This is a genomic window from Nocardioides marmorisolisilvae, assembly GCF_003725775.1.
Taxonomy (GTDB): domain Bacteria; phylum Actinomycetota; class Actinomycetes; order Propionibacteriales; family Nocardioidaceae; genus Marmoricola; species Marmoricola marmorisolisilvae.
Genome location: NZ_RJSG01000003.1, coordinates 241427 through 265152, shown reverse-complemented (window position 1 = coordinate 265152; position 23726 = coordinate 241427). Strand labels below are relative to the sequence as shown.

The following is a 23726-nucleotide window of genomic DNA, read 5'->3' as shown; positions in this document are numbered from 1 at the left end:
CTAGGAGCAGCTACCCGCGCTTGCGGGGTTCCATGGTCTTCACGGTGGCCTGCGCCATCATCTTGGCCATCAGGTTGCGACCCATCGGGAAGAACGCGCGGGAGCCCAGGCGCAGCTTGCGGTCGGCCATCCGGATCGGGCCGTTGCCCAGGTTGGCGAGCCCGTCAGCGACGACCGCAGCCGCGGAGGCGGCAGCCGGAGGTCGTTCGTCCGCGGTGGCCGCGAGCCCGAGCTGGTGCCGCATCCGGCGCAGTGCCGGGGTGTCGGTCTCGCCGAGGACCAGGCCGAGGACGTCCACGCCCTGCGGCTTCAGCTCGGCCCAGAGGCCTTCGGCGAAAACCATGTCGAACGCCTTCGTGCCGCCGTACGTCGCGAGCTTCGGCGCCCCGGCGAAGCTGCTGCCCGAGCCGAAGATGACGATGCCGCCGCGGCCGCGCGCGACCATCGGGCCGGCGAACGCGTGGCAGAGCTGGACGAGCACCGTGCAGTTGCGGTGGATCAGGGCCTCGGCGGTGCTGACCGGCTTGTCGAGCAGGGCGGCGTAGTCGGCGTCCGCTCCCGCGCAGTAGACGAGCATCCCGATCTCGAGGTCGGCCAGTGCTGCGGTCACCTCGGCGGCTGCGCCCGGCGTCGCGAGGTCGACCGCCAGCGTCCGGGTCTGCACCCCGCTCCGCTCGCGGATGCCTGCGGCGACCTCGTCGAGCGTCGCCTGGCGGCGTGCCAGCAGGACGACGTTGAGACCGCGCGCCGCCAGCTCCTCGGCGAACAACGCGCCGACGCCCTCGCTCGCGCCGGCGACGAGCGCCCACGGACCGTACTTCTCCTCGAGCCCCATCCGACCCACCGTTCTCGTGTTGATGCGGCAACAGCCGCAGGTCGATGACCTGCGGCTGTTGTGTGTGGTGGCCAGGGGCGGGGTCGAACCGCCGACCTTCCGATTTTCAGGCAGATCGAAAGCGCAGGTCAGAGCGCCATAAGCCGTCTGCGTGCAATCTACGTGCAACATCACTTCATCGTCACCGACTTCGGGAGCTTCGACGCGTCGCCGTACTCGGCGATTGCGCTGAGGGCTTCGGCAATGGCCTCGTCCCGCCCGTTCACCGTGTGGAGGTACCGCATTGCTGCGGCCGGCGACGAGTGGCCTAGGCGTTTCATGAGGTCCGCCAGCGTCGCCCCGGTCGCCGCCGCGAGCGTCTGACCCGTGTGGCGGAGGTCGTGGAAGCGGAAGCCCTCCATGCCCAGCCGATCCCGCGCCCGGGAGAAGGCTTGGGTGAGCGAATCTCCGGGCATCGGGCCACCGGTGCTGGATACGAACAACCTCGTAGCGCCGGCGTACAGGTTCAGATGCTTCTTCAGCACCGGGATCACGTGGGGCGGCAGGGCGACGGTCCGGTAGCCGGCATCCGTCTTCGGCTTCGCGTCGAAGCGGGATCGGCGAGCGAGCAACTCGACCTGGTTTCTATGAACGCTGACGGTGCCCGCTTCAAGATCCAGGTCTGCACGACGCAGCGCCAGGATCTCTCCACGACGCAGACCGCCCCATGCGGCGAGCAGGACGGCAGCCTTGTACGGACCGGGGATCTCGTCGATGAGAGCTGCTACCTGCTTCGGCGTCGCCACCGTCCGCCGTTTCGCTCGCGGGGCTCCGGCACCGGGGATCTGGCAGGGGTTCTTGGCCAACAGCCCCTCCCGAACAGCGGTGTTGAGTACTGCTCGTAGAAGCCGGTAGGCCTGATCGATCGAAGTGTTGCCGCCGCGACCACGGATCGCTGTCGAGTACCAACTGCGAACAGCTGTCGGGGTTAGTGCCCTAAGCGGTACCCCGGCGAGCGGGGCCAGGTGCAGACGCAGGTTTCGTTCGTTGGTTTCACGTGAGCGGGGTCCCAGGCGGGTGTTGTCCTCAAGCCACTGCTCGGCGTACTCCTGAAACGTGGTCCCGGCCGCCCGATCGTCGAGCCAGGTGCCTCGGCTGATCTCAAGTTCGGACGCGGCGAGCCACCGATCTGCGTCGGCCTTGGTAGCGAAGGTGCGGGGTGCAGTCGTGCGATGCCCTGTCGGACCGATGAATGATGCCTGCCACCGCCCTGAAGGCAGCTTCCGGATCGCGCCGAAGCGCCGTCGTGAACTCATGCGGACGCCCTCGCCACAAGCCGCCCGTCCGACGCCACGCGTCCTGCGGCCACGAATGCCTCGAGATCTGGCTCGGCGATCCGAACGTGCCGGCCGACATGGTGAAAGGAGATTCGGCGCTCGGCCACCAGGCGTCGTACGAACCGCGGCGTCGTGTTGAGCGCGTCTGCGGCTTCGTCCACCGTGAGGAGCTTCGTCATCGTCATGGCGAGACCTCACGCTCCACAGCCGCGACGTCCGAGCAGCATGTGCCGCAGTTGGGCGGTCACTACGTAAACTCGTCCGCCGAGGTGAGCCGTCGGCAGATCCCCGCTGGCCGCGCAGCGGTACGCCGCGGAGCGGCTGATACCCAGAAGCTGCGCGGCCCGCGGTACCGAGACCAGCACGGGCAAGCCTTCGAGACCAGCGGAGTCGGAGTTCTCCGCAATGGCGGTGGAAGCGGCCTCGACCTTGTCCATGGTTCCTCCTGGTCCCGGAGCATCGACTACCCCCTGACGGTGCCCGTGGTTCTGGGGACGTCTCAACCACGTAAATGGGACATGTCGGGACGTCCTGCTACCGTGAAGACGTCCCATGAGGTCTCGGGAGTTCTCATGACAAACGAACGGTTACGCGACGCAATGCTCGGCTCCGGCCTGACGCCGGGGACGCTCGGCGAGCAGATCGGTGTTGACCCCAAGACGGTCGAGCGCTGGATCACGCAGGATCGAACGCCCTACGCGAGGCATCGGCTGCGCGTCTCTGAGCTCGTCCACGAGCGCGAGGGCTATCTGTGGCCGCACGCGATAAGTCCGGAGCGCGCGGAGGCCGCGTCTCGAGGCGAACTGGTGGAACTCCATCCCCATCGATCGCTGATCCACCCGGACGAGTTCAAGCGGTTGTTCGGGGATGCGGAGACATACATCGACATCCTCGTTTACGCGGGCCTGTTCCTTCCCGAACATAACCCCCACCTGATTGATCTCCTTCGAGACAAGGGTGCCGACGGCGTGCGAGTTCGAGTCCTTGTGGGTGATCCCAACTCGCGAGCGGTGATGGTTCGTGGCGGGGACGAGGGCATCGGCGATGCAGTGGCGACCAAGGTTCAGAACTCGATCACCTTGCTTAAGAAGCAGCTCGCCGGCGCGAATGGCGTCGTCGTCCGCACTCACGGGACGACTCTGTACACCTCGATCTACCGCGGGGACGACGACATGATCGCTAACCCGCACGTCTACGGCCTCCCGGCGGCCCAGGCTCCTGCGATGCACTTGCGGCGACTCACCGCCGGAGGGTTGTTCGATACGTACGCGACGATGTACGACAGAGTTTGGGACGAAGCCCAACCCGCCTGGAGCTAGGAGCCGTATGGGTCGCAGGGAGTACTACGACGACCCAGCTGCGCCGCCGGCAAACAGCCTGGTTCCGGCCGCCACGGTGTTCGTTCAGGACGATGCCGGCCGCGTGCTGCTCGTCCAGAGATCCGACAACGGACTTTGGGCGCTGCCGGGAGGCGGAATGGAGATTGGCGAGACGCTCTCTGGTGCGGCCGAGCGCGAGGTGCTCGAGGAGACCGGTTACCGGGTGCGTGTGGTCGACGTGGTTGGGATCTACTCCGATCCGAAGCATGTAATCGCATACGACGATGGGGAGGTACGCCAGCAGTTCGCCGTCTCTTTCAGAGCTGAGCTGCTCGGAGGCTCCCTAGGCACTAGTGGCGAAACCCCTCGGACAGGATGGTTCGACAAGAGCGAGATCGCCGATCTGGCGATGCATGACTCGAGCCGTCTGCGTGTGCGGCACGGCATGTCCAGGTCGAGCCAGCCCTACCTGGGTTAACCCTGAGGCAGCGGATTGACGCAGTTCCGGGTCGAGAACAGGCGGTTGAGCAAGTCGCGACTTGAGGTCATCCGTCTCGCCGAGGTTGCGGCGGCCGCCACACTGCTCGTCAGGGCCCAACAGCAGATAGATGAGCTGCCGTCGACGAGGAGGAGTTCGATGTGTTTACCGCTCACTGCACGATCCTGTCAGCTAGGACCGAGATGAAGCGGGCTGTTCGGCAGGAATCGTCGGACGGTGCTGGAAGAATGCCCCGGTGAGCGCTACGAACAAGGAGTCCGAGCGGGCAGAACTCCACAAGACCATCTGGCGGATCGCCAACGACCTGCGCGGCAGCGTCGACGGGTGGGACTTCAAGACCTACGTGCTCGGGATGCTCTTCTACCGCTTCATTTCCGAGAACCTGACGGTGTACCTCAACGAGCAGGAACGACTGGCGGGCAACGAAGGTTTCGACTACCGCAACCTGGATGGTGCCGACGCGGAGTTCGGCCGTGACGAGACCGTCAAGGAGAAGGGGTTCTACATCCTCCCGCAAGACCTCTTCGCGAACGTCCGGGAGAAGGCTCGCCACGACGAGAACCTCAACGAGACCCTGAGCCGCGTCTTCAAGAACATCGAAGCCTCCGCCATCGGTGCGAACTCCGAGGAGGACATCAAAGGACTCTTCGATGACCTTGACGTCAACAGCAGCAAGCTCGGTCCGACCGTCGCCAAGCGCAACGAGAAGCTCGTCAAGCTGCTCGACGCCATCGGTGACCTTCCGCTCGGTGGTGCCTTTAGGGAGAACAGCAACGATCTCTTTGGCGACGCCTACGAGTACCTGATGCAGATGTACGCATCGGCGGCTGGCAAGTCGGGTGGCGAGTACTACACGCCGCAGGAGGTCGCCGAACTCCTGGCCAGGATCACAGTCGTCGGCAAGACCGAGGTCAACAAGGTCTACGACCCGGCCTGTGGGTCCGGATCGATGCTGCTGAAGTACGAGAAGGTCCTGGGCCACGGCAAGGTGCGGCAGGGCTACTTCGGCCAGGAGGTCAACCTGACGACCTACAACCTGTGCCGGATCAACATGTTCCTACACGACATCCCGTACGAGAAGTTCGAGATCGCCCACGGCGACACGCTGATCGACCCTGCCCACTGGGATGAGGAGCCATTTGAAGCGATCGTGTCCAACCCGCCTTACTCGATCAGATGGGACGGCGACGCCAACCCGCTGCTCATCAACGATCCGCGATACGCGCCGGCCGGAGTGCTCGCCCCGAAATCGAAGGCTGACCTGGCGTTCACGATGCACATCCTGAGCTGGCTCGCGGTTAACGGCACCGCTGCGATCGTCGAGTTCCCCGGCGTGCTCTACCGCGGAGGTGCTGAGCAGAAGATCCGCAAGTATCTCGTCGACAACAATTACGTCGACACCGTCATCCAGCTCCCGCCGGATCTCTTCTTCGGTACGACGATCGCGACCTGTGTGATCGTGCTCAAGAAATCCAAGGCTGACAACAAGATCCTGTTCATCGACGCCTCCGCAGAGTTCACCCGCCAGGGCAACAAGAACAGACTCGCCCACGAGAACCAACGAGCAATCCTTCACGCTTTCACCTCTCGTGAGGACGTCGATCACTTCGCGACTTTGGTCGACTTCGACATCGTGGCCGCCAACAACTACAACATCGCAGTTAGCGCCTACGTCGAGGATGAGGACACCCGCGAGGTAGTCGACATCGCGTGGCTCAACGCCGAGATCGCCGGCATAGTCGCGAGGCAGGCCGAGTTGCGCACGCAGATCAACGCGATAGTTGACGACCTCGAAGGGGGTGCTGTGTGAGCGGAATCGAGGAATTGATCAACGAACTGTGCCCGGACGGCGTCGAGTTTCGGCCGCTTCGCGACGTAGGAACTTGGCACGGCGGGGGAACGCCCTCCAAGAGCAACGCCGAGTTTTGGCAGGACGGGACGGTGCCCTGGCTTTCGCCCAAAGACATGGTGGTTGAGACGATCCGTGCGACAGGCCTTCGTGTGTCCGTAAAGGCGCTGGAGCAATCCCCGTTGAAGCTCGTGCCAGCAGGATCGGTCGCCTTCGTCGTGCGCTCTAATGTCCTCCGCCGTCGTCTTCCAATCGCACTGGTCCCTTTCGACGTCACGCTCAATCAAGATATGCGCGCCGTCATCCCCCACGAAGATGTTCTCCCCGAGTACTTGCTTCAGGCCTGCCGGTCGCGCGCAGAGTCGATTCTCGCGGTTGCTGGTCGAACCGATGGGTCGATGGCTGCCATCAAGTCATCGACGTTGTTGGACTTCAGAGTTCCGATTCCGCCGATCGAGATCCAACGAGAAGTCGTCGGCGTACTTAGCCGTTTCAGTTCGTTGCAGGCGGAGTTAGAATTGCAGCTTCAGGCTGAGTTGGAACGGCGTCGTCAGCAATACGGCCACTACCGTGATGCGATCCTCAGCTTCTCCGACGGGGAGAAAGTCAGGTGGGCGCCGTTGAGCGACCTGGGTCGGTTCATTCGGGGCAAGAGATTTACGAAGGCCGACTTTGAGGACGCCGGCATCCCCTGCATCCACTATGGCGAGATCTACACCCACTTCGGCACCTCGGCGACGTCGGTGGTTTCGCACCTCCGCCGGGACAACGCTTCGGGCCTTCGGTACGCCCAGCCGGGTGATGTCGTGATCGTGGATGTCGGTGAAACTGTCGAGGATGTCGGGAAGGCCGTAGCGTGGCTCGGGGATGAGCCCGTTGCGATTCACGACCACAGTTACGCCTTCCGGCACGCACTCAACCCCGCGTTCGTCTCTTACATCATGCAGACGAGTTGGTTTCGCCGCGAGAAGGCGAAGTACATCGCCCGAACCAAGGTGAACACCTTGCTTGTTGCTGGGTTCGGCAAGATCGAGATCCCTGTGCCAACGATGAAGGAGCAAGAGCGGATCGTCGACATCCTCGATAAATTCGACGCTGTCGTGAACAACTTGTCGGTCGATCTGCCGATTGAGATTGCCGCGCGCCGCCAGCAGTACGAGCACTACAGGGACAAGTTGCTCACGTTCAAGGAAGTCGCGTGACCGAGTTTTCCGAGCTTGGCGCGGCGGGCAGCGCCACCCACTTCGAGCCAATCTCTGTGAGTGACGAGAGCACGGTGGTCGCGGAGTTTCGGCCGGAGGAATACAAGGAGAGCGGTTACCAGAGCGAGGCCGAGCTGGAAGCTGCGTTCGTCGAGCTGCTCCAGGGGCAGGCGTACGAGTATCTGCCGATCGTCAGCTCCTCCGCTCTGGAGACCAACCTGCGCGCCCAGCTCGAAATGCTGAACAAGATCAAGTTCACCGACCCAGAGTGGCAACGGTTCTTCAACGAGTCCATCTCGTGCAAGAACGACGGGATCGTCGAGAAGACCGCCCGCATCCAGGAAGACCACATCCAGGTCCTCAAGCGCGACGACGGCACGGCCAAGAACATCTTTCTGATCGACAAGTCCAACATCCACAACAACCGACTCCAGGTCGTCAACCAGTACGAGGTCGAAGGCGTTCGCTCGAACCGCTACGACGTGACCGTGTTGGTCAACGGACTGCCTATGGTGCACATCGAACTCAAGCGCCGCGGCGTCGACATCCGGGAGGCGTTCAACCAGATAAACCGCTACCAGCGGGAGAGCTTCTGGGCCGACTCCGGCTTGTTCCAGTACGTCCAGTTGTTCGTGATCAGCAACGGCACCCTGACGAAGTACTACTCCAACACAACCCGCGAACGACACGTTAACGAGACGGTCGGTGGCAAACGCGGCAGGAAGCAGTCGTCCAACACCTTCGAGTTCACGAGTTGGTGGGCCGATGCGAGCAACCGGGCGATCGCCGACCTGACCGGGTTCACCAAAACGTTCTTCGCCAAGCACACCTTGCTCAGCATCCTGACGAGGTACTGCGTCTTCGACGTCGACCGCAACTTGCTTGTGATGCGCCCGTATCAGATCGTCGCGGCCGAGCGGATCCTTCAGCGCATCGAAACGTCGACCAACTACAAGAGACTCGGCAGCATCGGCGCGGGCGGCTACGTGTGGCACACCACCGGCTCCGGTAAGACGCTCACCAGCTTCAAGGCCGCCCAGCTGGCGAGCAAGCTGCCGAGCGTCGACAAGGTGCTGTTCGTCGTAGATCGCAAGGATCTCGACTATCAGACGCAGCGGGAGTACGACCGTTTCGAGAAAGGTGCGGTCGACGGCACCACCAACACCGCGCACCTCAAGCGGAGACTCGAAGACCCGGCCTCGCGGATCATAGTCACGACGATCCAGAAACTTGCCAGATTCGTGAGCTACGAGCGCGGGCACGAGGTCTTCCACGCACATGTGGTGGTGATCTTCGACGAGTGCCATCGCAGCCAATTCGGGGACATGCACCTGGCCGTCACGAACGTCTTTCGCCGCTACAACCTGTTCGGTTTCACCGGCACGCCGATCTTCGCCGAGAATGCCGGATCGAGTGGTAACCCGCAACTGCGCACAACCGCGCAGGCATTCGGCGACAAGCTCCACACGTACACCATCGTCGACGCCATCAACGACAAGAACGTTCTGCCCTTTCGGATCGACTACGTCAACACGCTGAAGATCCCGGCGAACCTGACCGACAAGCAGGTCGCTGCGATAAATACCGAGGCAGCGCTGCTGAGTCCGGAGCGAGTCGGAGCAGTAACGTCCTACATCCTTGACCACTTCGACCAGAAGACGCGCCGCAACTCGACCTACCGGCTGGGGGAGAAGCGCGTTGCCGGCTTCAACTCGATGTTCGCGACCGCGTCCATCGACGCAGCGAAGCGCTACTACAAAGCGTTCGAGGAAGCGCAGAGCTTGAGGGAGGAGACAGTCCCGGGGTACCAGCGCCTCAAGGTCGGCCTGATCTTCAGCTACGCCGCAAACGAGGACCTCGATGGCGGCATCCTGGACGAGGAGGAGTTCGAGACCAGCGACCTTGATGGCGGCTCTCGCGACTTCCTCGAAGGCGCGATCCAGGACTACAACCGCATGTTCGGCACGAGCTTCGACACGTCGGCCGGCCGGTTCCAGAACTACTACAAGGACCTGTCGCAGCGACTGAAGAACCGCGAGCTCGATCTCGCGATCGTCGTCAACATGTTCCTGACGGGCTTCGACGCCACGACCCTGAACACACTTTGGGTCGACAAGAACCTCCGTCAACACGGCCTGATCCAGGCGTACTCGCGGACCAACCGGATCCTCAACTCGGTCAAGACCTACGGCAACATCGTCAGCTTCCGCGACCTGGAGCAGGCGACCAACGACGCACTGTCGCTCTTCGGCAACAAGGAGGCCAAGGGCATCGTCCTGCTCAAGCCATACGCCGACTACTACGCCGAATACACCAAGCTAGTAGCCGACCTCGCGGCTCTGTTTCCTCTAGAACAGCCGATCTTCGGCGAGGCAGCGCAGAAGGAGTTCATCGCACTGTTCGGTGCGATCCTGCGACTACGCAACATCCTGGTGTCCTTTGATGACTTCTTTGGTCATGAGATCTTGACCGAGCGCGATTTTCAGGATTACCGGAGCATCTACCTCAACCTGTACGCGGAGTTCCGCGGCCAGAACGCGGCCGAGAAGGAGTCGATCAACGACGATGTCGTCTTCGAGATCGAACTCATCAAACAGATCGAGGTCAACGTCGACTACATCCTGCTGCTGGTCGAGCAGTGGCGAGGGGCCCGCGGGAACGGTTCCGATGTCGAGATGAACGCGTTGATGAACATCCAACGAGCCATCGACTCCAGCATCACCCTGCGCAACAAGCGTGACCTCATCCTTGCCTTCGTTGACTCGGTCAACATCACCGGTGACACCGGCGACGACTGGCGCAGGTTCGTTGAGGCGAAGAAGGCGAAGGAGCTCGAGGCGCTGATCGTCGATGAGGACCTCAAGCCCGAGGAGACCCGCGCCTTCATTGTCGACGCATTCCGCGACGGCGCAATCCCCACCGCGGGAACGGCCGTCACCAAGATCCTGCCGCCGGTCTCCAGGTTCGCGGCCGGGGGAAACCACGCCATCAAGAAGCAGACTGTGCTCGCCAAGCTGGCGACGTTCTTTGACCGGTACTCCAGCTTGACCTGAGGCCGACAGGGGCAGGACTGCGTGTTGGTCCTCTGTGCGCATCACTCTGGGCGGTGCGCAGCCGGCTAGCCAAAGGTGATCGCGACGATCGTGACCAGGATGCTCCTTAGCGCGACGAGCCCAGCGACCGAATGTGCCTAGCGCTCGCGTTTGTACCGATCGCGTGGAAACTCCCGCTCTATGACTGGCGCGATGAGGAACATCGCTACAAACATCGCACAGGCCACGATCGTTCCAGCTGATCTTGATGGGCCGACCCCACCTGCCACTACCGCGAGGGCGAGCGTGTCACCGATCACCATCAAGATGAGTAGCCACGAACGAGCGACCCGATCGAAAGCCGCTTCAGACTCGCCGGCTTGAAGTCGTTCCTCGACAACCAACGCCATGAGCAGAACCGGATCAGCTGAGCGGACACCTCGAAGTAGGAAACCGAGAACTCCTTGAGTTCGGTCTGCCTCTATCCGGACTGGTACGACGAGAGAACGACACACCTCTTGCACCTCGGATGGGAGTCGACGGTGGCCCGCGGCCTGTAGGCAGGGCTGACCTCCCAGAATGACCCACCCGCTCCGGTTGGTCGCGCGATCGTGTGCCGGTTCCATCCCTAGGACGTGAATCGCCATTCGATCTGGTGGGAGTACGTCTCTCCAGGTTGGAGCAGCGCGCTGGGGAACTCGGGCCTGTTGGGCGAATCTGGGAGAGCCTGGGGCTCAAGAGCGATTCCCGCACCCGAGTGATAGGGCAGACCGCCCGTCCCTGTAGTTAGGCCATCGAGGTTGATTCCGCTGTACACCTGCAACCCGGGCGCGTCGGTGAGCAGACGTAGGGATGTCAGGGTCTTGACGGATCGAAGTACCGCAGCTGTCCTGAGGCCCGTACCTGGTAGCACGAAACAGTGGTCGAGCCCTCCTCGCGCCCGGATTTGGGGGTGGTCGCGCGCGACTAGGTCACCGATCTTTGCGGGGGCCCGCAGGTCGAACGGCGTGTTCACCACTGACTCGAAACCATTGGCGGGAATTCCCTGGAAATCGACCGGTAGGTATGACTTAGATTCAACCCTGAGCAGATGATCGTGAACTGTGCCGGACGATTCGCCGTTGAGATTGAAGTAGGAATGGTTGGTGAGGCTGACAACGGTTGGAGCGTCGCACGTTGCTGACATCGAGATGCAAACGCGATTTCCCCTAACGCTGTAGCGCACTTCCGAGCGAAGCTCGCCGGGATACCCCTGGTCGCCGTCCGCACTCGTCAGCTGGAACACCGCGTCCTTAGTCGAATGGCTTTTCAGCGACCAATGACGAGTGTGAAATCCCCCTGGGCCTCCATGTAGGTGCTCCCCGGATCCGTCACTCTCTAACTCGATAGCCTTGTCGAGGATCTTGAGGCGTCCACCAGCTATCCGATTGGCGAAGCGGCCGATCGTCGCCCCATGGAACGCCCCGCATTGCAGGTATGCGGCTTCGGTCCTGTGGCCCAGGACGACATTGCGGCGCTTCCCGTCGCCTCCGGTGACGTCGAGTCGATGGACTGCAGCACCCAGGGCGAAGAGGCCCAGCCTTATGCCTGGCTCGTTACCTATGGTGATGACGTCCATACAACGCCGGTCCTCTCGATCTCATGGAGCTGCATCCTGGGTCGAGGGCCGCTAATCGTGCGGCAGATGGTTTGCGCAAGTCCATTTCGTTGCCACCCGGGGCTGGGCAGAGCGCGCGCCGCCGATGACTCCGGATCTTCCTGGCCTCAGGGCATTCACTTTCGAGCAGCGTTGGGATAGCGTCCTCCTTTAAGGCAACCATTAAACTAAAGACTTGCCTGGGACGCCAGGAGTGAAGCGCATGCCGAAGCTCTGAAGCGTCCGGCACTCATCACCGACTGCCATGCGGTTCGGTCGTACTGCCTTGAAATCGGTGGGGCAGATCAACCCGTCCGAATTGAAATCCGTGAGGTGGCTGCACGGGTCGCCTGGCCGGCGGCTCATGCCGACACCCGCACCCGGCGCAGTCAACCAACACCGGTAAGGAGAAAGTACATGGCCGAAGTCAAATATGTAGATGCGAGTTGCGTGTATCCCGGCAACCCCGTGCCGGCAGTCGACCGCCTCAACCTCGATATCAAGGACGGCGAGTTCATGGTGCTGGTCGGTCCGTCCGGATCGGGAAAGTCGACCGCGCTACGCATGCTGGCAGGACTCGAAGGCGTCACTGACGGAGAGATTCGGATCAATGGCGCAGATGTCTCACAGATGCCGCCGAAGGATCGAGACATCGCGATGGTCTTCCAGAACTACGCGCTCTACCCGCACATGAGTGTCGCCGAGAACATGGGATTCGCACTCAAGCTGAAGGGCCTACCGAAGGCCGAGCGTGAGGCAAAAGTTGCGCATGCGGCCGAGCTCCTCGACCTCACCCCGTACCTCGCTCGGAAGCCGAAGGCGCTGTCCGGTGGGCAGCGGCAACGAGTCGCGATGGGGCGCGCAATCGTCCGCGAACCGAGCGTATTCCTGATGGACGAACCTTTGTCGAACCTGGATGCCAAGCTGCGCGTGGAAACGCGGGCGAATATCGCCGCGCTCCAGGCACGTCTCGGCATCACGACGGTCTACGTGACACACGATCAAGTTGAGGCCATGACCATGGGCCATCGGGTCGCAGTCCTCAAGGATGGGGTCCTGCAGCAGGTCGACACCCCCCGGAACCTCTACGATCGCCCGAGGAACGCGTTCGTCGCTGGGTTCATCGGCTCGCCCGCGATGAACCTTCGGACCGTGCGCCTAGATGGCAACGGTGCACATCTGGGTAGCGTCATCGCCCCGTTGTCCGAGCGGATTCTTCACGCCGCACGATCCGCCGGGATCGACTCGGTCACCCTCGGGATTCGGCCTGAGTCCTTCCATGTTGCCGGTGATCAGACCGGGGGGCTTAAGCTCGAGGTTCGACTTGTCGAGGAACTCGGTGCCGACGCGTACGTATATGGCACGCTCGCGGGCGATGCGCCGGGCGAGAAACCGTTGATCGTCCGGTTCGACGGTCGCGTGCCGCCTCGCATCGGGGAAATCGTTGGCGTCGATATGCGCACAGGTGAGGACCACGCTTTCCATCCCGAGACCGGCGAGCGCCTCGGCTGACACCAGCCGGACCGGCGTCTGAAGTCCTTGGCGAACCAGACCACGGCGGCCCATCCATCGAGGTGCGCCGCGGTCTGCGTTCGTCACTCGGGAGACCTTCACTTTTCGAGTCCGCTGGGCTATCGTCGTTTTAATCCAATCATTGAACTAAAGAGGCAATCGTGGGTAGCGAAGCTCCGAACGACCAGTTCACTTTCGGCCTCTGGACCGTCGGCTGGCAAGGCCGCGATCCCTTCGGCGAGGCAACCAGGCCCGCTGTCGACGTAGTCGAGTCGGTACACCAGCTCGCTGAACTCGGGGCGCACGGAATCACCTTCCATGACGACGACCTGATCCCGTTCGACGCTTCGACCGGCGAGCGTGACAAGCAGGTCGCACGTCTCCGTGACGCGCTCGATGCGACGGGGCTGGTTGTCCCGATGATGACGACCAACCTGTTCACACATCCCGTCTTCAAGGACGGGGGCTTCACCAGCAACGACCGCAGCGTGCGGAGATTCGCTATCCGGAAGGTGCTGCGCAACTTGGATCTTGCAGCTGAGTTCGGTGCGCAGACCTACGTGTTCTGGGGTGGTCGAGAGGGTGCCGAGTACGACGGAGCGAAGGACGTGCACGCGGCGTTGGACCGGTATCGCGAAGCGATCGATCTGCTCGCCGGTTACGTCAAGGAGAAGGGTTATGGCATCCGCTTCGCGATCGAGCCAAAGCCGAACGAGCCACGCGGAGACATCCTGCTACCCACTGTTGGGCATGCGCTGGCGTTCATCAAGGAGCTTGAGCACGGCGACATCGTCGGGGTGAATCCCGAGGTCGGTCACGAGCAGATGGCGGGCCTGAACTTCGCGGGCGGGATCGCCCAGGCGATGTGGGCCGGCAAGCTGTTCCACATCGACCTCAACGGCCAGCGCGGCATCAAGTACGACCAGGACCTCGTCTTCGGTCACGGCGACTTGCTGAACGCCTTCTTCTTGGTGAACCTGCTCGAGGGTGGCACCGGCGCGCCGGCGTACACCGGTCCTCGTCATTTCGACTACAAGCCGTCCCGGACTGAGGACATGGGCGGCGTGTGGGCTTCCGCGGCAGCGAACATGAAGACCTATCGCCTGCTCAGGGACCGGGCAGCCGCTTACCGAGCTGACCCCGAGGTTCAGGCAGCACTTGCTGTGGCGGGAGTTGCGGGCTTGGCGGAGCCGACGCTTGCGCCGGGCGAGACCCTGGCAGCGCTTCGGCTGGACCGCACCACGTTCGAGGACTTCGATCCGGACGTTGCGGGCGCGCGCGGTTACGGTTTCGTGCACCTCAACCAGTTGGCGCTCGAGCACGTGCTCGGCGCTCGCTGAGTCGGAGATGCCGCTCGTCGCTGGTGTCGACTCCTCGACGCAGTCCTGCAAAGTCGTCGTCCGGGACGCGACGACTGGCGCCCAGGTGCGTAGGGGACAGGCGCCACACCCTTCGGGCACCTCTGTCGATCCGGAGGCGTGGTGGAACGCCCTGCAACTGGCTGTAGGCGAGGCTGGGGGAATCGACGACGTTGCGAGTGTCTCGGTCGCCGGCCAGCAGCACGGCATGGTTTGTCTCGATGACCGCGGATCGGTTGTCCGAGAGGCGTTGCTGTGGAATGACATGCGCTCTGCTCGCGCGGCGCAAGACCTCGTCGACGAACTGCCGGGTGGGGCGGCAGCGTGGGCAACGTCGACGGGCTCGGTGCCGATGGCGTCGTTCACCGTGACGAAGTTGCGGTGGCTGGCCGAGAACGAGCCCGAAAATGCGGCGTCGACGGCTGCGGTGTGTTTGCCGCATGACTGGCTTTCATGGCGACTCCGCGGGACCTCGGACATCGGGGAGCTCTGCACCGATCGCAGCGAAGCGAGCGGCACCGGCTACTGGTCTCCGGCCGCAGGGGCTTACCGAACCGATCTCCTCGAGCTGGCATTCGGAAAGACGCCTGTCGTGCCGAGCGTGGGAGCGCCTTCGACGGCCGTCGGGCAGGTAACTTCCGGGGCGCTCCTCGGAGCTGGCGCCGGCGACAATGCCGCGGCTGCCCTCGGCTTGGGGACCCGGCCCGGGGACGTCGTGATCTCGGTCGGCACCTCTGGTGTCGCGAGCGCTGTCAGCACGGTGCCGACGGCCGATCCCTCTGGACTGGTTGCGGGCTTCGCCGATGCGACCGGTCACTTCCTGCCACTCGCGTGCACCCTCAATGGCGCGCGGGTTCTACTGGCAGCCGCGACGATCCTCGGGTGCGACCTGGACGGCGTGGCGGATCTGGCGCTCGCCGCGCGCGAGGGTGCCGACGGCTTGGTGCTCGTTCCCTACTTCGACGGTGAGCGAACCCCGAACCGGCCGGAGGCTTCGGCAGCCATTCACGGTCTCCGGCTCGACAACTCCACCCCGACGAACATCGCGCGAGCGGCAGTGGAGGGGCTGCTGTGCGGTCTCGCCGACTGCCTCGATGCCCTGCGTTCGCAAGGAGTGACCGCGGAGCGGGTGCTCTTGGTGGGCGGCGGGGCACGGAACGAGGCCGTGCGTCGACTGGCCCCGGGCATTCTCGGACTTCCCGTGTACGTGCCCTCCGCGGGTGAGTATGTTGCCGACGGCGCGGCTCGCCAGGCTGCATGGGCGCTCGATGGTGAGTCTAGGCCGCCCGACTGGGCAACCGCTGACCTGCGCAGGTTCGATGCCGACCCGCAACCGGAAGTGCGGGAGAGGTACGCCGAAGCCCGGGAACTGACGATCCGGAGGACTCGTGGATAGCAGGACGGCAGGGGTCGCCACCGCAAGCCAACTGACGGTTCGACAGCACAATCGTGCGCTTCTGCTGGGCAACGTGGCCCGCAGGCCCGGACGGACCCGGGCCCAGCTCGCGAGGGATGTCGGCCTGACCAAGGCGACCGTATCGACCCTCGTTGACGATCTGATCTTAAGCGCGCTCGTTGTTGAACGAGAGCCCACCGCCGGGCTCCGTGGACGTCCCGGGAGCCGCCTGGAACTGAACCCCGACGGTGCCGCCGCGATCGGGGTCGAGATCGACGTAGACCGCACGTCGGCATGCCTCCTCGACCTGACCGGTGCCGTTCGAGACCGCAAGTCGATCGCCTATGACAACCGTTCGGGAACGCCACGGGTCGCCCTTCGTCGGGTCGCACAACTGGTAGCGGACCTCTCGGCGGACACACTGGTCGCCGGCGTCGGAGTGGCGTTCCCCGGTCTGGTCACGGTGGACGGACGCGTCCTCCGCGCGCCGAATCTCCCGCGCTGGGAGGGATCGAACCTGGGGGAGATCCTGGGTGACCTGCTCGACGTACCGGTCCACAGCATCGACAACGAAGCCAACATCGCAGCCCTCGCCGAACACTGGTACGGATCGGGGATCTCTGACTTCGTCCATGTCTCCGGTGAGATCGGCGTCGGCGGCGGCATCATCGTCAACGGCGAACTCTTTGTCGGACCGCGCGGCTACGCCGGCGAGATCGGCCATGTACCCGTCGATCCCCGAGGACCGCTGTGCGGTTGCGGAAACCGCGGCTGCCTCGAGCAGCTGGCTGGCCGAACGGCCGTCCTGGCCCACGCTCAAGCATCCTCGGACGCCGAGTTGGTGTTTCGGTGTGACCACGGCGACCGGGAGGCACTCCTGGCCGTCAGGTCTGCCGCAGCTGCGCTGGCCGTCGCCCTTGGAGCTGTCATCAACACGCTGGATCTCCCGGCCGTGTCGCTCGGAGGGTTCTATGCACGCTTGGCACCTTGGCTGGTGGAGCCGCTGGCAACTGGATTGAAGAAGCGGATTGTCAGCGGCGCCCCAATCGACGTCCGCGTGTCTAGCTTGGGCCAGGACGCGGCCGCCCTCGGTGCAGCCGGCCAGGTCATCAACCACATCGTGCGAACTGGCGAACGGCCGGCGAGTCGCCGGATCAGGGTGTCATGAGGATCGCCGAGGTGACGGACCGCGCCGCAATGGCCGTCAGTGACAGTCACGCGTGCCCCGGCGACTTTGACCCGCTGACGCAGGCCACCAGAGACGCGGAGGAGTCATGGCATTCAGCCCGCGGCTGAGTCCGCTCACCGAGACACAGGGTCGGCTGCCAGCGCTCGGACTCGGATGCGCGCCGATCGCCGATCTGTTCGGAACGGTCTCGGAGGAAGATGCTCTTGGGACTGTTCGCGCAGCGCTGGAATGCGGTATCCGGTTCCTCGACACCGCCCCGCACTACGGTGCCGGGCTCAGCGAGCGCAGAGTCGGTGACGCTATCAGGGGCGTCCCGCGGGACACGATCACGATCGCCTCGAAAGCCGGCAGGCGCATCGTCGACGCCGACGACCGAGATGTGCCCGTCGGCGCCGTCGGCGTCCGTACCCTGCCCGACCTCAGCTACGACGGCGCGATGCGCAGTCTCGAATCGAGCCTTGTCCGAATCGGGGTGGATCGGATCGACCTCGTCTACATGCATGACCCCGAAGACGTCGACGCTGCGCTCGACGGTGCGTTTCGCGCCCTGGTGCGCATGCGCGAGGAGGGAGTGGTGCGCGCCGTCGGAGTCGGGATGAACTACTGTGCCCCGCTTGCCCGGTTCGTGCGGGAGTCCAGCGCCGATGTCGTGATGGAAGCCGGTCGGCTTACGCTGCTAGACGATTCGGCGAGGGATGAGCTGCTGCCTTCGGCGCGTGACCACGGAGTCGACATCGTGGCGGCAGGGGTGTTCAACTCGGGGATCCTCGCCGACCCCGCTGTCAACGACAGGTTCCACTACGCGGCTGCACCCGACGAGGTCGTGCGCCGCGCGCGCGCCCTGCAGGCCCGTTGCGCTGGTTACGGCGTGCCGCTCGCCGCCGCAGCCGTCCAGTTCCCCTTGAGGTTCGACCCGGTCGCCGCCGTGGTCGTCGGAGCGACGACGCCTGGTGAGGTTCGCGAGCTGGTGCGAAACGCGGCGGTGGACGTGCCCGACGACCTGTGGGATCAGCTGGGTAGGTGAATATTCGGCCCGGTGCTCGCACCGACCGCTCGATGCATGAACTCCCGCGAGGCGAACGCCTTCGACCGTGCTGCGGGTGCCAGAGGTACTTCACCTGCGAAGGCAGGTGCGAGCCGGAGGCCCGCGTACTGGGGCGGACGACTTGACCCGGTCGTTGCGCTGTCCAGGGGCTCTGCTGCCGACGTAGCGAGCGGCGTAAAACTTCGGCTTCAAGGGAAGGTTGTAATCGATAACCGATTAGCCTAATGTGACGCACACCCCGAAGCGGGACCGATTTCTAACGGAGGTCCAAAAGTTGATCACTCACCGTTTCTTTATGACCGCGGCAGCGTTGACCGCTGCCGCACTGACCCTCACCGGATGCGGGGGAGGGGGAGGACAGTCTGCGGACAGTGGGAAGAAGGTCGAGCTGCGCATGTTGGCCAACATCTCCCTCACCCAGACCGAGGACTTCTGGAACAAGACCGTCGCACCGTTCGAGAAGGCCAACAACGTCGATGTGAAGATCGTCGCTCCCGGGGCTGACGGCCTTGCTGGCACGCTGACTCAGCTTCTCGCCTCGGGCGACGTGCCCGACGTGGTCGAATGGCTGGCTCCGAGTGCGAAGCTTGCGCCAGAGCTTGTCGATCTCTCCAAGTACGACTGGGCCAAGAACGGGCCCCTCGCTGAGCAGAACAAGGTCGACGGCAAGTACTACACGGCCGGAGTGGGCGAGAACCTCCAATCGACGTTCTTCTACAACAAGAAGGCGTTCGCTGACGCGGGCATCACCCAGGCCCCCGCGACCATGGATGAGTTCGAAGCCGACCTTGCCAAACTCAAGGCCGCGGGCTGGGTTCCGCTGCAGACCGGTGGTGAGTGGTTCTCCAACATCCTGTTCCAGTACATCAGCCTGCCGAACGTGCTGGCTGCAAACCCGGATTGGCACAAGAAGATGTCCTCGGGTGACCTCACTTTCAGTCAGACGTTCGCAGGTTCGGCCAAGCGCTACGCGGATTGGCTAAAGGCGGGATACGTGCCCAAGGATGCTGTCGGCGTCAAGTACGCCGATGCCGAGGCCAACTTCCTCGCCGGCAAGGTCGCGATCTACCCGATGGGAAGCTGGTTCGCTGCTGCCGAGAAGGCTGCACCCAAGAAGCCCGATATCGGTGTCTTCTCGACCCCGGTGGAGCACGAAGGTGATACCCCGCGCGTTGCCGCTGCGCTCGCGAACACCTACCTCGCCATGAAGGCGTCGAAGCACCAGGATCTCGCGATCAAGCTGATCAAGTTCATGACCACCGACAAGACCGCGATCACGGAGCAGCTTTCGGGAGACGGGATCTTCCGTGCTGGCTACGACGACTACCCGATGGACCAGGTGAGTAAGGACCTCCAGAAGCTCATTTCGGACACCCCGGCCGAGGATTTCGTTTCGCCCGGTGAGGGGAGCGGGGACACGATTGTGCCTGCTGGCTTCACGAATGAGCTCAATACCGACGTCCAGGCGATGATGACCGGTAAGAGTGCCGATGACTTCCTGCACTCAATGGACGACTGGTTCGCAAGCAACCGATGACACCCGGTGGCCTTCGGGCCGCCACCGTCGCCGGGGCGACCACACGGTCGCCCCGGCGACGCCGCGAAACAGTTTCGACGAAGGGAGAGTGATGGCTAACGCGCATCCTGCCGGGCTTGTCTGGAAGCGTCGTCTTCCCGGGCTCGTCATGGCCTCACCAGCGGTCATTGTCTTCTTGGCGATGTTCATGGTTCCGATGGTTCTTGCGTTCGTGCTGAGCCTCACCGACTGGAACGGCTTCAGCCTGAGGTTCGAGTGGGTCGGGTTCGACAACTACGCCACTGCCTTCAAGAATCCTCGAGTGGTCCATGCGGCCACCTTCACGTTCGTCGTTGCGTTGATTGGGACGATTCTTTGCAACGGGATGGGCTTGGCTGTCGCCTGCCTGATCAGCGGCACCGGCGCATTGAACACGGTGGCGCGAACGGTGTTCTTCTACCCATACATCATTAGTGCGTTGATCATCGGCTTCCTCTGGTCGGCGCTACTTGCGCCACAGGGAGTCGTCAACAACATCCTCACCCAGTTGGGGGCCCCGCCCGTACCGTTCCTTTCGGACCCAGGGTTCGCCAAGTGGACGCTGATCTTCACCATTGTCTGGTCCACGTTCGGCTTCAACATGATTCTGTACATCGCCGGTTTGAAGTCGATCCCCGCGGAGTACTACGAGGCCGCGATGGTGGACGGCGCCACGCCATGGCTGAAGTTCCGCCACATCACCTTTCCGTTGCTCGCTCCGGTGACGACCGTGAACCTTGTGCTGACTATCGTCGGCTTGCTCAAGTCGTACGACATCGTCCTGGCGTTGACCGATGGTGGCCCCGCCGGATCTACGCAGACCGTCGTCTACGAAATTCTCAGAGATTCGTTTGTGAATGCACGGCTCGGATTCGGCTCGGCCCAGGCCGTGATCCTTCTGATCGTCACCGGCGCGATTGCTGTGGCCGTGACGCTCACCCGTCGTGGGGCCGAGATGAGGGTGTCCGAATGAGTAACTGGGCCAGGTCCGCTGAGTCGACCGCTCCGGTCAGAGCGAATCCGACGCTGACATCCGCGCCCTTCGCGGTCGATGTCGGTGCGGCATCGTCAGGTGGAGCGGCAGGAGTCGACGCGACGCGTTCGCGCTCGCCACGTCGCCGTCGCCACCGTCCGCCGTCCGCATCGTCGACTGTCGGCTCGATCGCCAAGTGGGCGGTTCTCCTCGCCGTGGGCGTCCTCATGCTGGTGCCGATGTACGTCATGGTGATCAGCGCGTTCAAGCCCCAGGCGGACATCATTCTCCATCCGCTCGCGATCTCTCCGCACAACTTCACCCTCGAGTACCTGCACAAAGCCCTGACGAGTGAGAAGTTCAATGTCGTTCGCGCGTATGGAATCACTCTCCTGTTCGTGGTCCTCGTCAACGTCTTCTGCATCGTTCTGGCGGCGCCGGCTTCCTACGTCATCGCACGAGGACGCAGCAAATGGCACCTGACGCTCCTGCTGTTCTTCGTCTCGGGCATGTTCATTCCAAGCCAGGTGACGGTGATTCCCGTTATTTTCGTGCTCCGGGTGCTCGGCCTCATGGGGACAATTCCGGGTTTCGTCCTGTTCGAGACCGCGCTCACCTTGCCGGTCACGATCTTTCTGTTCGTCGCGTATCTGCGCACCGTGCCCCGCGACATCGACGAAGCTGCGGCACTTGATGGCGCTGGCAAGATCCGCGCCTTCTGGTCCTGCATCTTTCCGATCATGAAGCCGGCAGTGGCGACCATCGTGGTTCTCAACTCGATCGCGGTCTGGAACGACTTCGTCAACCCGCAGGTCGTGCTGGGCACGAGTTCCGGTATCTACACGGTCACCACCGGCGTGTACGCGGCGGTGGGGAGATACACGACCGACTTCACGCTGTTGTTCCCAACGCTGTTGCTGGCGATCGCACCCGCCTTCATCTTCTTCATTCTCATGCAGCGCAAGATCATCGGCGGCCTCGTCGCCGGCGCCACGAAAGGCTGAGCACGATGTCGTTCTCGAGCTCGTCCGGGGTACCTCACGTTGCTGACCCCGAGCCGACGACGCTCGTCGTCATCCGCGCCACTGCCCCCAGCGGGATGCCTCCAGCGTGGGCGGTCCTCGAGCGTCACCTCTTTGACTTGCTCGACGTCTCGTGGCGGCGCTTCGAGGAGCGCTACTGCGACCCGGATGGACGGCTCAGATTTGAGGGGACGCTTGTCACGCGCGACGGGGTGGACGACTTCTACGAGGCATTCTTCAACTGGCCGAGTCTGTACTTCCTGGGAGGAGCGTCCGACCTGCTCGATGCCTGCAAACGGCACTGGACCGGAGTAACCGCCCAGTTGACGGGGATGGGCTTCCTCACCAACGAGTACGAGAACGGATACGACTGGTTCCACCAAGGCGAGTCACTGCTCTTTTTCTACGCGATCTGTGCGGCGGACCCGGCCGATGGGGCGTTTCGCGAGCGGGCGAAGAAGTTCGCCGATCTTTACCTGGCCGGTTCCCCGAGCGGAAACTTCGATGCCGAGCGCAACATGATCCGAGCGCCTCACAACGGTGCCCGCGGCCCCCTACCCGGGTTGGGTGAGGATCTCAATACCTACGGCACCGACCTTTGGTACATGGAACCGTACGGCCTACCGGTTGCGGGGCTGCCCGGGATCGAGAAGTGGCGAGACCTGGACGATCCGCAGAAGGCCGCGCTCATGGGGCAGGAGATCCAGCGCCGGCTTGGGACCGGCGACACCGCCGTAAACCTCTGTGCGACCAGCTTGATGGCCAACGCCTGGCTGTACGACAACGAGTCCGAGTACGCCGACTGGGTTCAGGCTTACGCCGGAGCGTGGAAGACGCGCGCCGAGGAGCTGCACGGGCTGATGCCAGACAATGTCGGCCCATCGGGTGAGGTTGGCGAGCTCCACGACGGACGCTGGTACGGCGGACACTACGGATGGGCCTGGCCGCACGGCATCTACAGCGTTGGTGCGGCCGCGCTCATCGCAGCCATGAACGCTCGGTTGGTGGGGTCGGATGATTCGATTCTCGAACTCGCCAGGATCCCGCTACGACAGGTCCAGGAGCAGAAACGCCTCGGGCACGTGGGTGAAGAACGCGGCACCATGTACCGCGAGTGGACGGCTCGACTAGGCGATGACGCCCAGAACGCCACGATGCTGGTCCCGTACCGCCATTCCGTAGACGGCTGGTTCGACTATCACCCGATGCAGACTGCGTTTCCGGTGTGGCTCTGGTGGACCTCGAGGGATGCGGCGGACCTCGCCCTGCTCGAAACGCTTCGCAGCGAAGCGGGATATGACTGGTCCGCCGTGCACGAGTTCCGCGACAAGGAAGAAGCCGGCCATGAGGCGCCTTGGTATTCCTACTTGCAAGGCGAGAACGCCGACTACCCCGAGCGTGCGTTGCGAATGGCGATCGCCCAGGCCGCACGACGCTTGACCCTCATCGCCGAAGATGATTCGACGCCTGACCAGATCGACATCCACTGGTGGCAGCGGATGAACCCGGTCGTGACTGAAGTGCTGACGCAACTCACCACTGGTGCGCCTCACATGCTTTACAACGGCGGGCTGCAATACGCCCGGATCCGCTACGCCGATGCTGACGCGGGTCGTCCCGGGCTGCCGCCGGACATCTCGGCTCTGGTCGGCAGGATCGAGGACAGCCTGCTCGGTATCACGTTGGTCAACCTCAGCGCGACCCAGGAACGCAACGTGGTGATCAGTGGCGGCGCCTTCGGCGAAGACCGATTCGACACGGTCACCTATTCAGTTCTCGCCAGTGACTTCCCCGGCAGCTCGACTTCCTTCTTCTCCGATCCCGTCGATGTAGCACTTGGGTCGCTGGAGGTGAACGCGGGTCGATTCGTAGTGCAACTACCACCACTGACCATCATCCGCCTCGACTGCCAGATGACGTTGGGCGCCTACACGCCGCGTCACCAGCGGTTCGACGCAGCAACTCGCGCAACCTGACCCGACCACACC

19 protein-coding genes are annotated in these 23726 nt (G+C 63.3%); 14 read left to right on the top strand and 5 right to left on the bottom strand.

Annotation, left to right across the window (positions count from 1 at the left end; genetic code table 11):
• Positions 1-10: 10 nt before the first annotated feature.
• From EFL95_RS16700 to EFL95_RS16685, 4 genes are all read right to left on the bottom strand, one after another.
• Positions 11-835 (bottom strand): SDR family NAD(P)-dependent oxidoreductase, encoded by an 825-nt coding sequence (locus tag EFL95_RS16700; protein ID WP_123235233.1) that lies wholly within the window; start codon positions 833-835, stop codon positions 11-13.
• 170 nt (positions 836-1005) lie between these two features.
• Positions 1006-2130 carry a site-specific integrase gene (locus EFL95_RS16695; protein ID WP_123235232.1) on the bottom strand — a complete coding sequence of 375 codons (1125 nt, stop codon included), beginning with the start codon at positions 2128-2130 and terminating at the stop codon, positions 1006-1008.
• The gene (locus EFL95_RS16690; protein ID WP_123235231.1) at positions 2127-2336 is read right to left on the bottom strand and encodes an excisionase family DNA-binding protein; all 210 of its coding nucleotides are present in this window, start codon (positions 2334-2336) and stop codon (positions 2127-2129) included. The genes EFL95_RS16695 and EFL95_RS16690 overlap by 4 nt, the downstream gene beginning before the upstream one ends.
• 9 nt (positions 2337-2345) lie before the next feature.
• Complete coding sequence (locus EFL95_RS16685; RefSeq protein WP_123235230.1) at positions 2346-2588, bottom strand: helix-turn-helix domain-containing protein; 243 nt, start codon at positions 2586-2588, stop codon at positions 2346-2348.
• Between the two features lie 135 nt (positions 2589-2723).
• On the opposite strand from EFL95_RS16685, the gene EFL95_RS16680 reads away from it, so the two are divergent.
• From EFL95_RS16680 to EFL95_RS16660, 5 genes are all read left to right on the top strand, one after another.
• A complete protein-coding gene (locus tag EFL95_RS16680) occupies positions 2724-3470 on the top strand; it encodes an XRE family transcriptional regulator (RefSeq protein WP_123235229.1) in 747 nt (248 codons plus the stop codon).
• Between the two features lie 7 nt (positions 3471-3477).
• Positions 3478-3948: an NUDIX domain-containing protein gene (locus EFL95_RS16675; protein ID WP_123235228.1), complete on the top strand. Its 471-nt coding sequence runs from the start codon at positions 3478-3480 to the stop codon at positions 3946-3948.
• Positions 3949-4204: 256 nt separating this feature from the next.
• Positions 4205-5779, top strand: coding sequence for a type I restriction-modification system subunit M (locus EFL95_RS16670; protein WP_123235227.1), 1575 nt, complete (start codon positions 4205-4207; stop codon positions 5777-5779).
• Positions 5776-7020, top strand: a complete 1245-nt coding sequence (locus EFL95_RS16665) for a restriction endonuclease subunit S (protein WP_123235226.1) — start codon at positions 5776-5778, stop codon at positions 7018-7020. Before EFL95_RS16670 ends, EFL95_RS16665 begins: the two co-directional genes overlap by 4 nt.
• Positions 7017-10073 (top strand): type I restriction endonuclease subunit R, encoded by a 3057-nt coding sequence (locus tag EFL95_RS16660; RefSeq protein WP_123235225.1) that lies wholly within the window; start codon positions 7017-7019, stop codon positions 10071-10073. The genes EFL95_RS16665 and EFL95_RS16660 overlap by 4 nt, the downstream gene beginning before the upstream one ends.
• A 607-nt stretch (positions 10074-10680) precedes the next feature.
• Here the strand turns inward: EFL95_RS16660 and EFL95_RS16655 are convergent.
• Positions 10681-11670: an aldose epimerase family protein gene (locus tag EFL95_RS16655; RefSeq protein WP_123235224.1), complete on the bottom strand. Its 990-nt coding sequence runs from the start codon at positions 11668-11670 to the stop codon at positions 10681-10683.
• A gap of 435 nt (positions 11671-12105) precedes the next feature.
• On the opposite strand from EFL95_RS16655, the gene EFL95_RS16650 reads away from it, so the two are divergent.
• The 9 genes from EFL95_RS16650 to EFL95_RS16610 all read left to right on the top strand — a co-directional run bounded on the left by EFL95_RS16650 (position 12106) and on the right by EFL95_RS16610 (position 23714).
• Positions 12106-13200: an ABC transporter ATP-binding protein gene (locus EFL95_RS16650; RefSeq protein WP_123235223.1), complete on the top strand. Its 1095-nt coding sequence runs from the start codon at positions 12106-12108 to the stop codon at positions 13198-13200.
• A 161-nt stretch (positions 13201-13361) separates the two neighbouring features.
• Complete coding sequence (gene xylA / locus EFL95_RS16645; RefSeq protein WP_425463972.1) at positions 13362-14540, top strand: xylose isomerase; 1179 nt, start codon at positions 13362-13364, stop codon at positions 14538-14540.
• Positions 14541-14547: 7 nt separating this feature from the next.
• Complete coding sequence (locus EFL95_RS16640) at positions 14548-15954, top strand: xylulokinase (RefSeq protein ID WP_123235221.1); 1407 nt, start codon at positions 14548-14550, stop codon at positions 15952-15954.
• Positions 15947-17122 carry an ROK family transcriptional regulator gene (locus EFL95_RS16635; RefSeq protein WP_123235220.1) on the top strand — a complete coding sequence of 392 codons (1176 nt, stop codon included), beginning with the start codon at positions 15947-15949 and terminating at the stop codon, positions 17120-17122. The genes EFL95_RS16640 and EFL95_RS16635 overlap by 8 nt, the downstream gene beginning before the upstream one ends.
• Before the next feature lie 106 nt (positions 17123-17228).
• Positions 17229-18167: an aldo/keto reductase gene (locus EFL95_RS16630; protein ID WP_123235219.1), complete on the top strand. Its 939-nt coding sequence runs from the start codon at positions 17229-17231 to the stop codon at positions 18165-18167.
• 316 nt (positions 18168-18483) lie between these two features.
• On the top strand, positions 18484-19725 hold the full coding sequence (locus EFL95_RS16625; protein ID WP_123235218.1) for an ABC transporter substrate-binding protein: 1242 nt from the start codon (positions 18484-18486) through the stop codon (positions 19723-19725).
• A gap of 91 nt (positions 19726-19816) precedes the next feature.
• A complete protein-coding gene (locus EFL95_RS16620) occupies positions 19817-20716 on the top strand; it encodes a carbohydrate ABC transporter permease (RefSeq protein ID WP_123235396.1) in 900 nt (299 codons plus the stop codon).
• A complete protein-coding gene (locus EFL95_RS16615) occupies positions 20713-21720 on the top strand; it encodes a carbohydrate ABC transporter permease (protein ID WP_123235217.1) in 1008 nt (335 codons plus the stop codon). Before EFL95_RS16620 ends, EFL95_RS16615 begins: the two co-directional genes overlap by 4 nt.
• A 5-nt stretch (positions 21721-21725) precedes the next feature.
• Positions 21726-23714, top strand: a complete 1989-nt coding sequence (locus EFL95_RS16610; RefSeq protein WP_123235216.1) for a DUF8034 domain-containing protein — start codon at positions 21726-21728, stop codon at positions 23712-23714.
• Positions 23715-23726 lie beyond the last annotated feature (12 nt).

Excerpts from the sequence above, each read along its gene's own strand:
- EFL95_RS16620 (WP_123235396.1), top strand. The coding sequence starts at position 19,817 with ATGGCTAACGCGCATCCTGCCGGGCTTGTCTGGAAGCGTCGTCTTCCC.
- EFL95_RS16610 (WP_123235216.1), top strand. The coding sequence starts at position 21,726 with ATGTCGTTCTCGAGCTCGTCCGGGGTACCTCACGTTGCTGACCCCGAG.
- EFL95_RS16615 (WP_123235217.1), top strand. The coding sequence starts at position 20,713 with ATGAGTAACTGGGCCAGGTCCGCTGAGTCGACCGCTCCGGTCAGAGCG.
- EFL95_RS16690 (WP_123235231.1), bottom strand. The coding sequence starts at position 2,336 with ATGACGATGACGAAGCTCCTCACGGTGGACGAAGCCGCAGACGCGCTC.
- EFL95_RS16700 (WP_123235233.1), bottom strand. The coding sequence starts at position 835 with ATGGGGCTCGAGGAGAAGTACGGTCCGTGGGCGCTCGTCGCCGGCGCG.
- EFL95_RS16630 (WP_123235219.1), top strand. The coding sequence starts at position 17,229 with ATGGCATTCAGCCCGCGGCTGAGTCCGCTCACCGAGACACAGGGTCGG.
- EFL95_RS16625 (WP_123235218.1), top strand. The coding sequence starts at position 18,484 with ATGACCGCGGCAGCGTTGACCGCTGCCGCACTGACCCTCACCGGATGC.
- EFL95_RS16650 (WP_123235223.1), top strand. The coding sequence starts at position 12,106 with ATGGCCGAAGTCAAATATGTAGATGCGAGTTGCGTGTATCCCGGCAAC.
- EFL95_RS16680 (WP_123235229.1), top strand. The coding sequence starts at position 2,724 with ATGACAAACGAACGGTTACGCGACGCAATGCTCGGCTCCGGCCTGACG.
- EFL95_RS16655 (WP_123235224.1), bottom strand. The coding sequence starts at position 11,670 with ATGGACGTCATCACCATAGGTAACGAGCCAGGCATAAGGCTGGGCCTC.
- EFL95_RS16695 (WP_123235232.1), bottom strand. The coding sequence starts at position 2,130 with ATGAGTTCACGACGGCGCTTCGGCGCGATCCGGAAGCTGCCTTCAGGG.
- EFL95_RS16685 (WP_123235230.1), bottom strand. The coding sequence starts at position 2,588 with ATGGACAAGGTCGAGGCCGCTTCCACCGCCATTGCGGAGAACTCCGAC.
- EFL95_RS16675 (WP_123235228.1), top strand. The coding sequence starts at position 3,478 with ATGGGTCGCAGGGAGTACTACGACGACCCAGCTGCGCCGCCGGCAAAC.
- EFL95_RS16640 (WP_123235221.1), top strand. The coding sequence starts at position 14,548 with ATGCCGCTCGTCGCTGGTGTCGACTCCTCGACGCAGTCCTGCAAAGTC.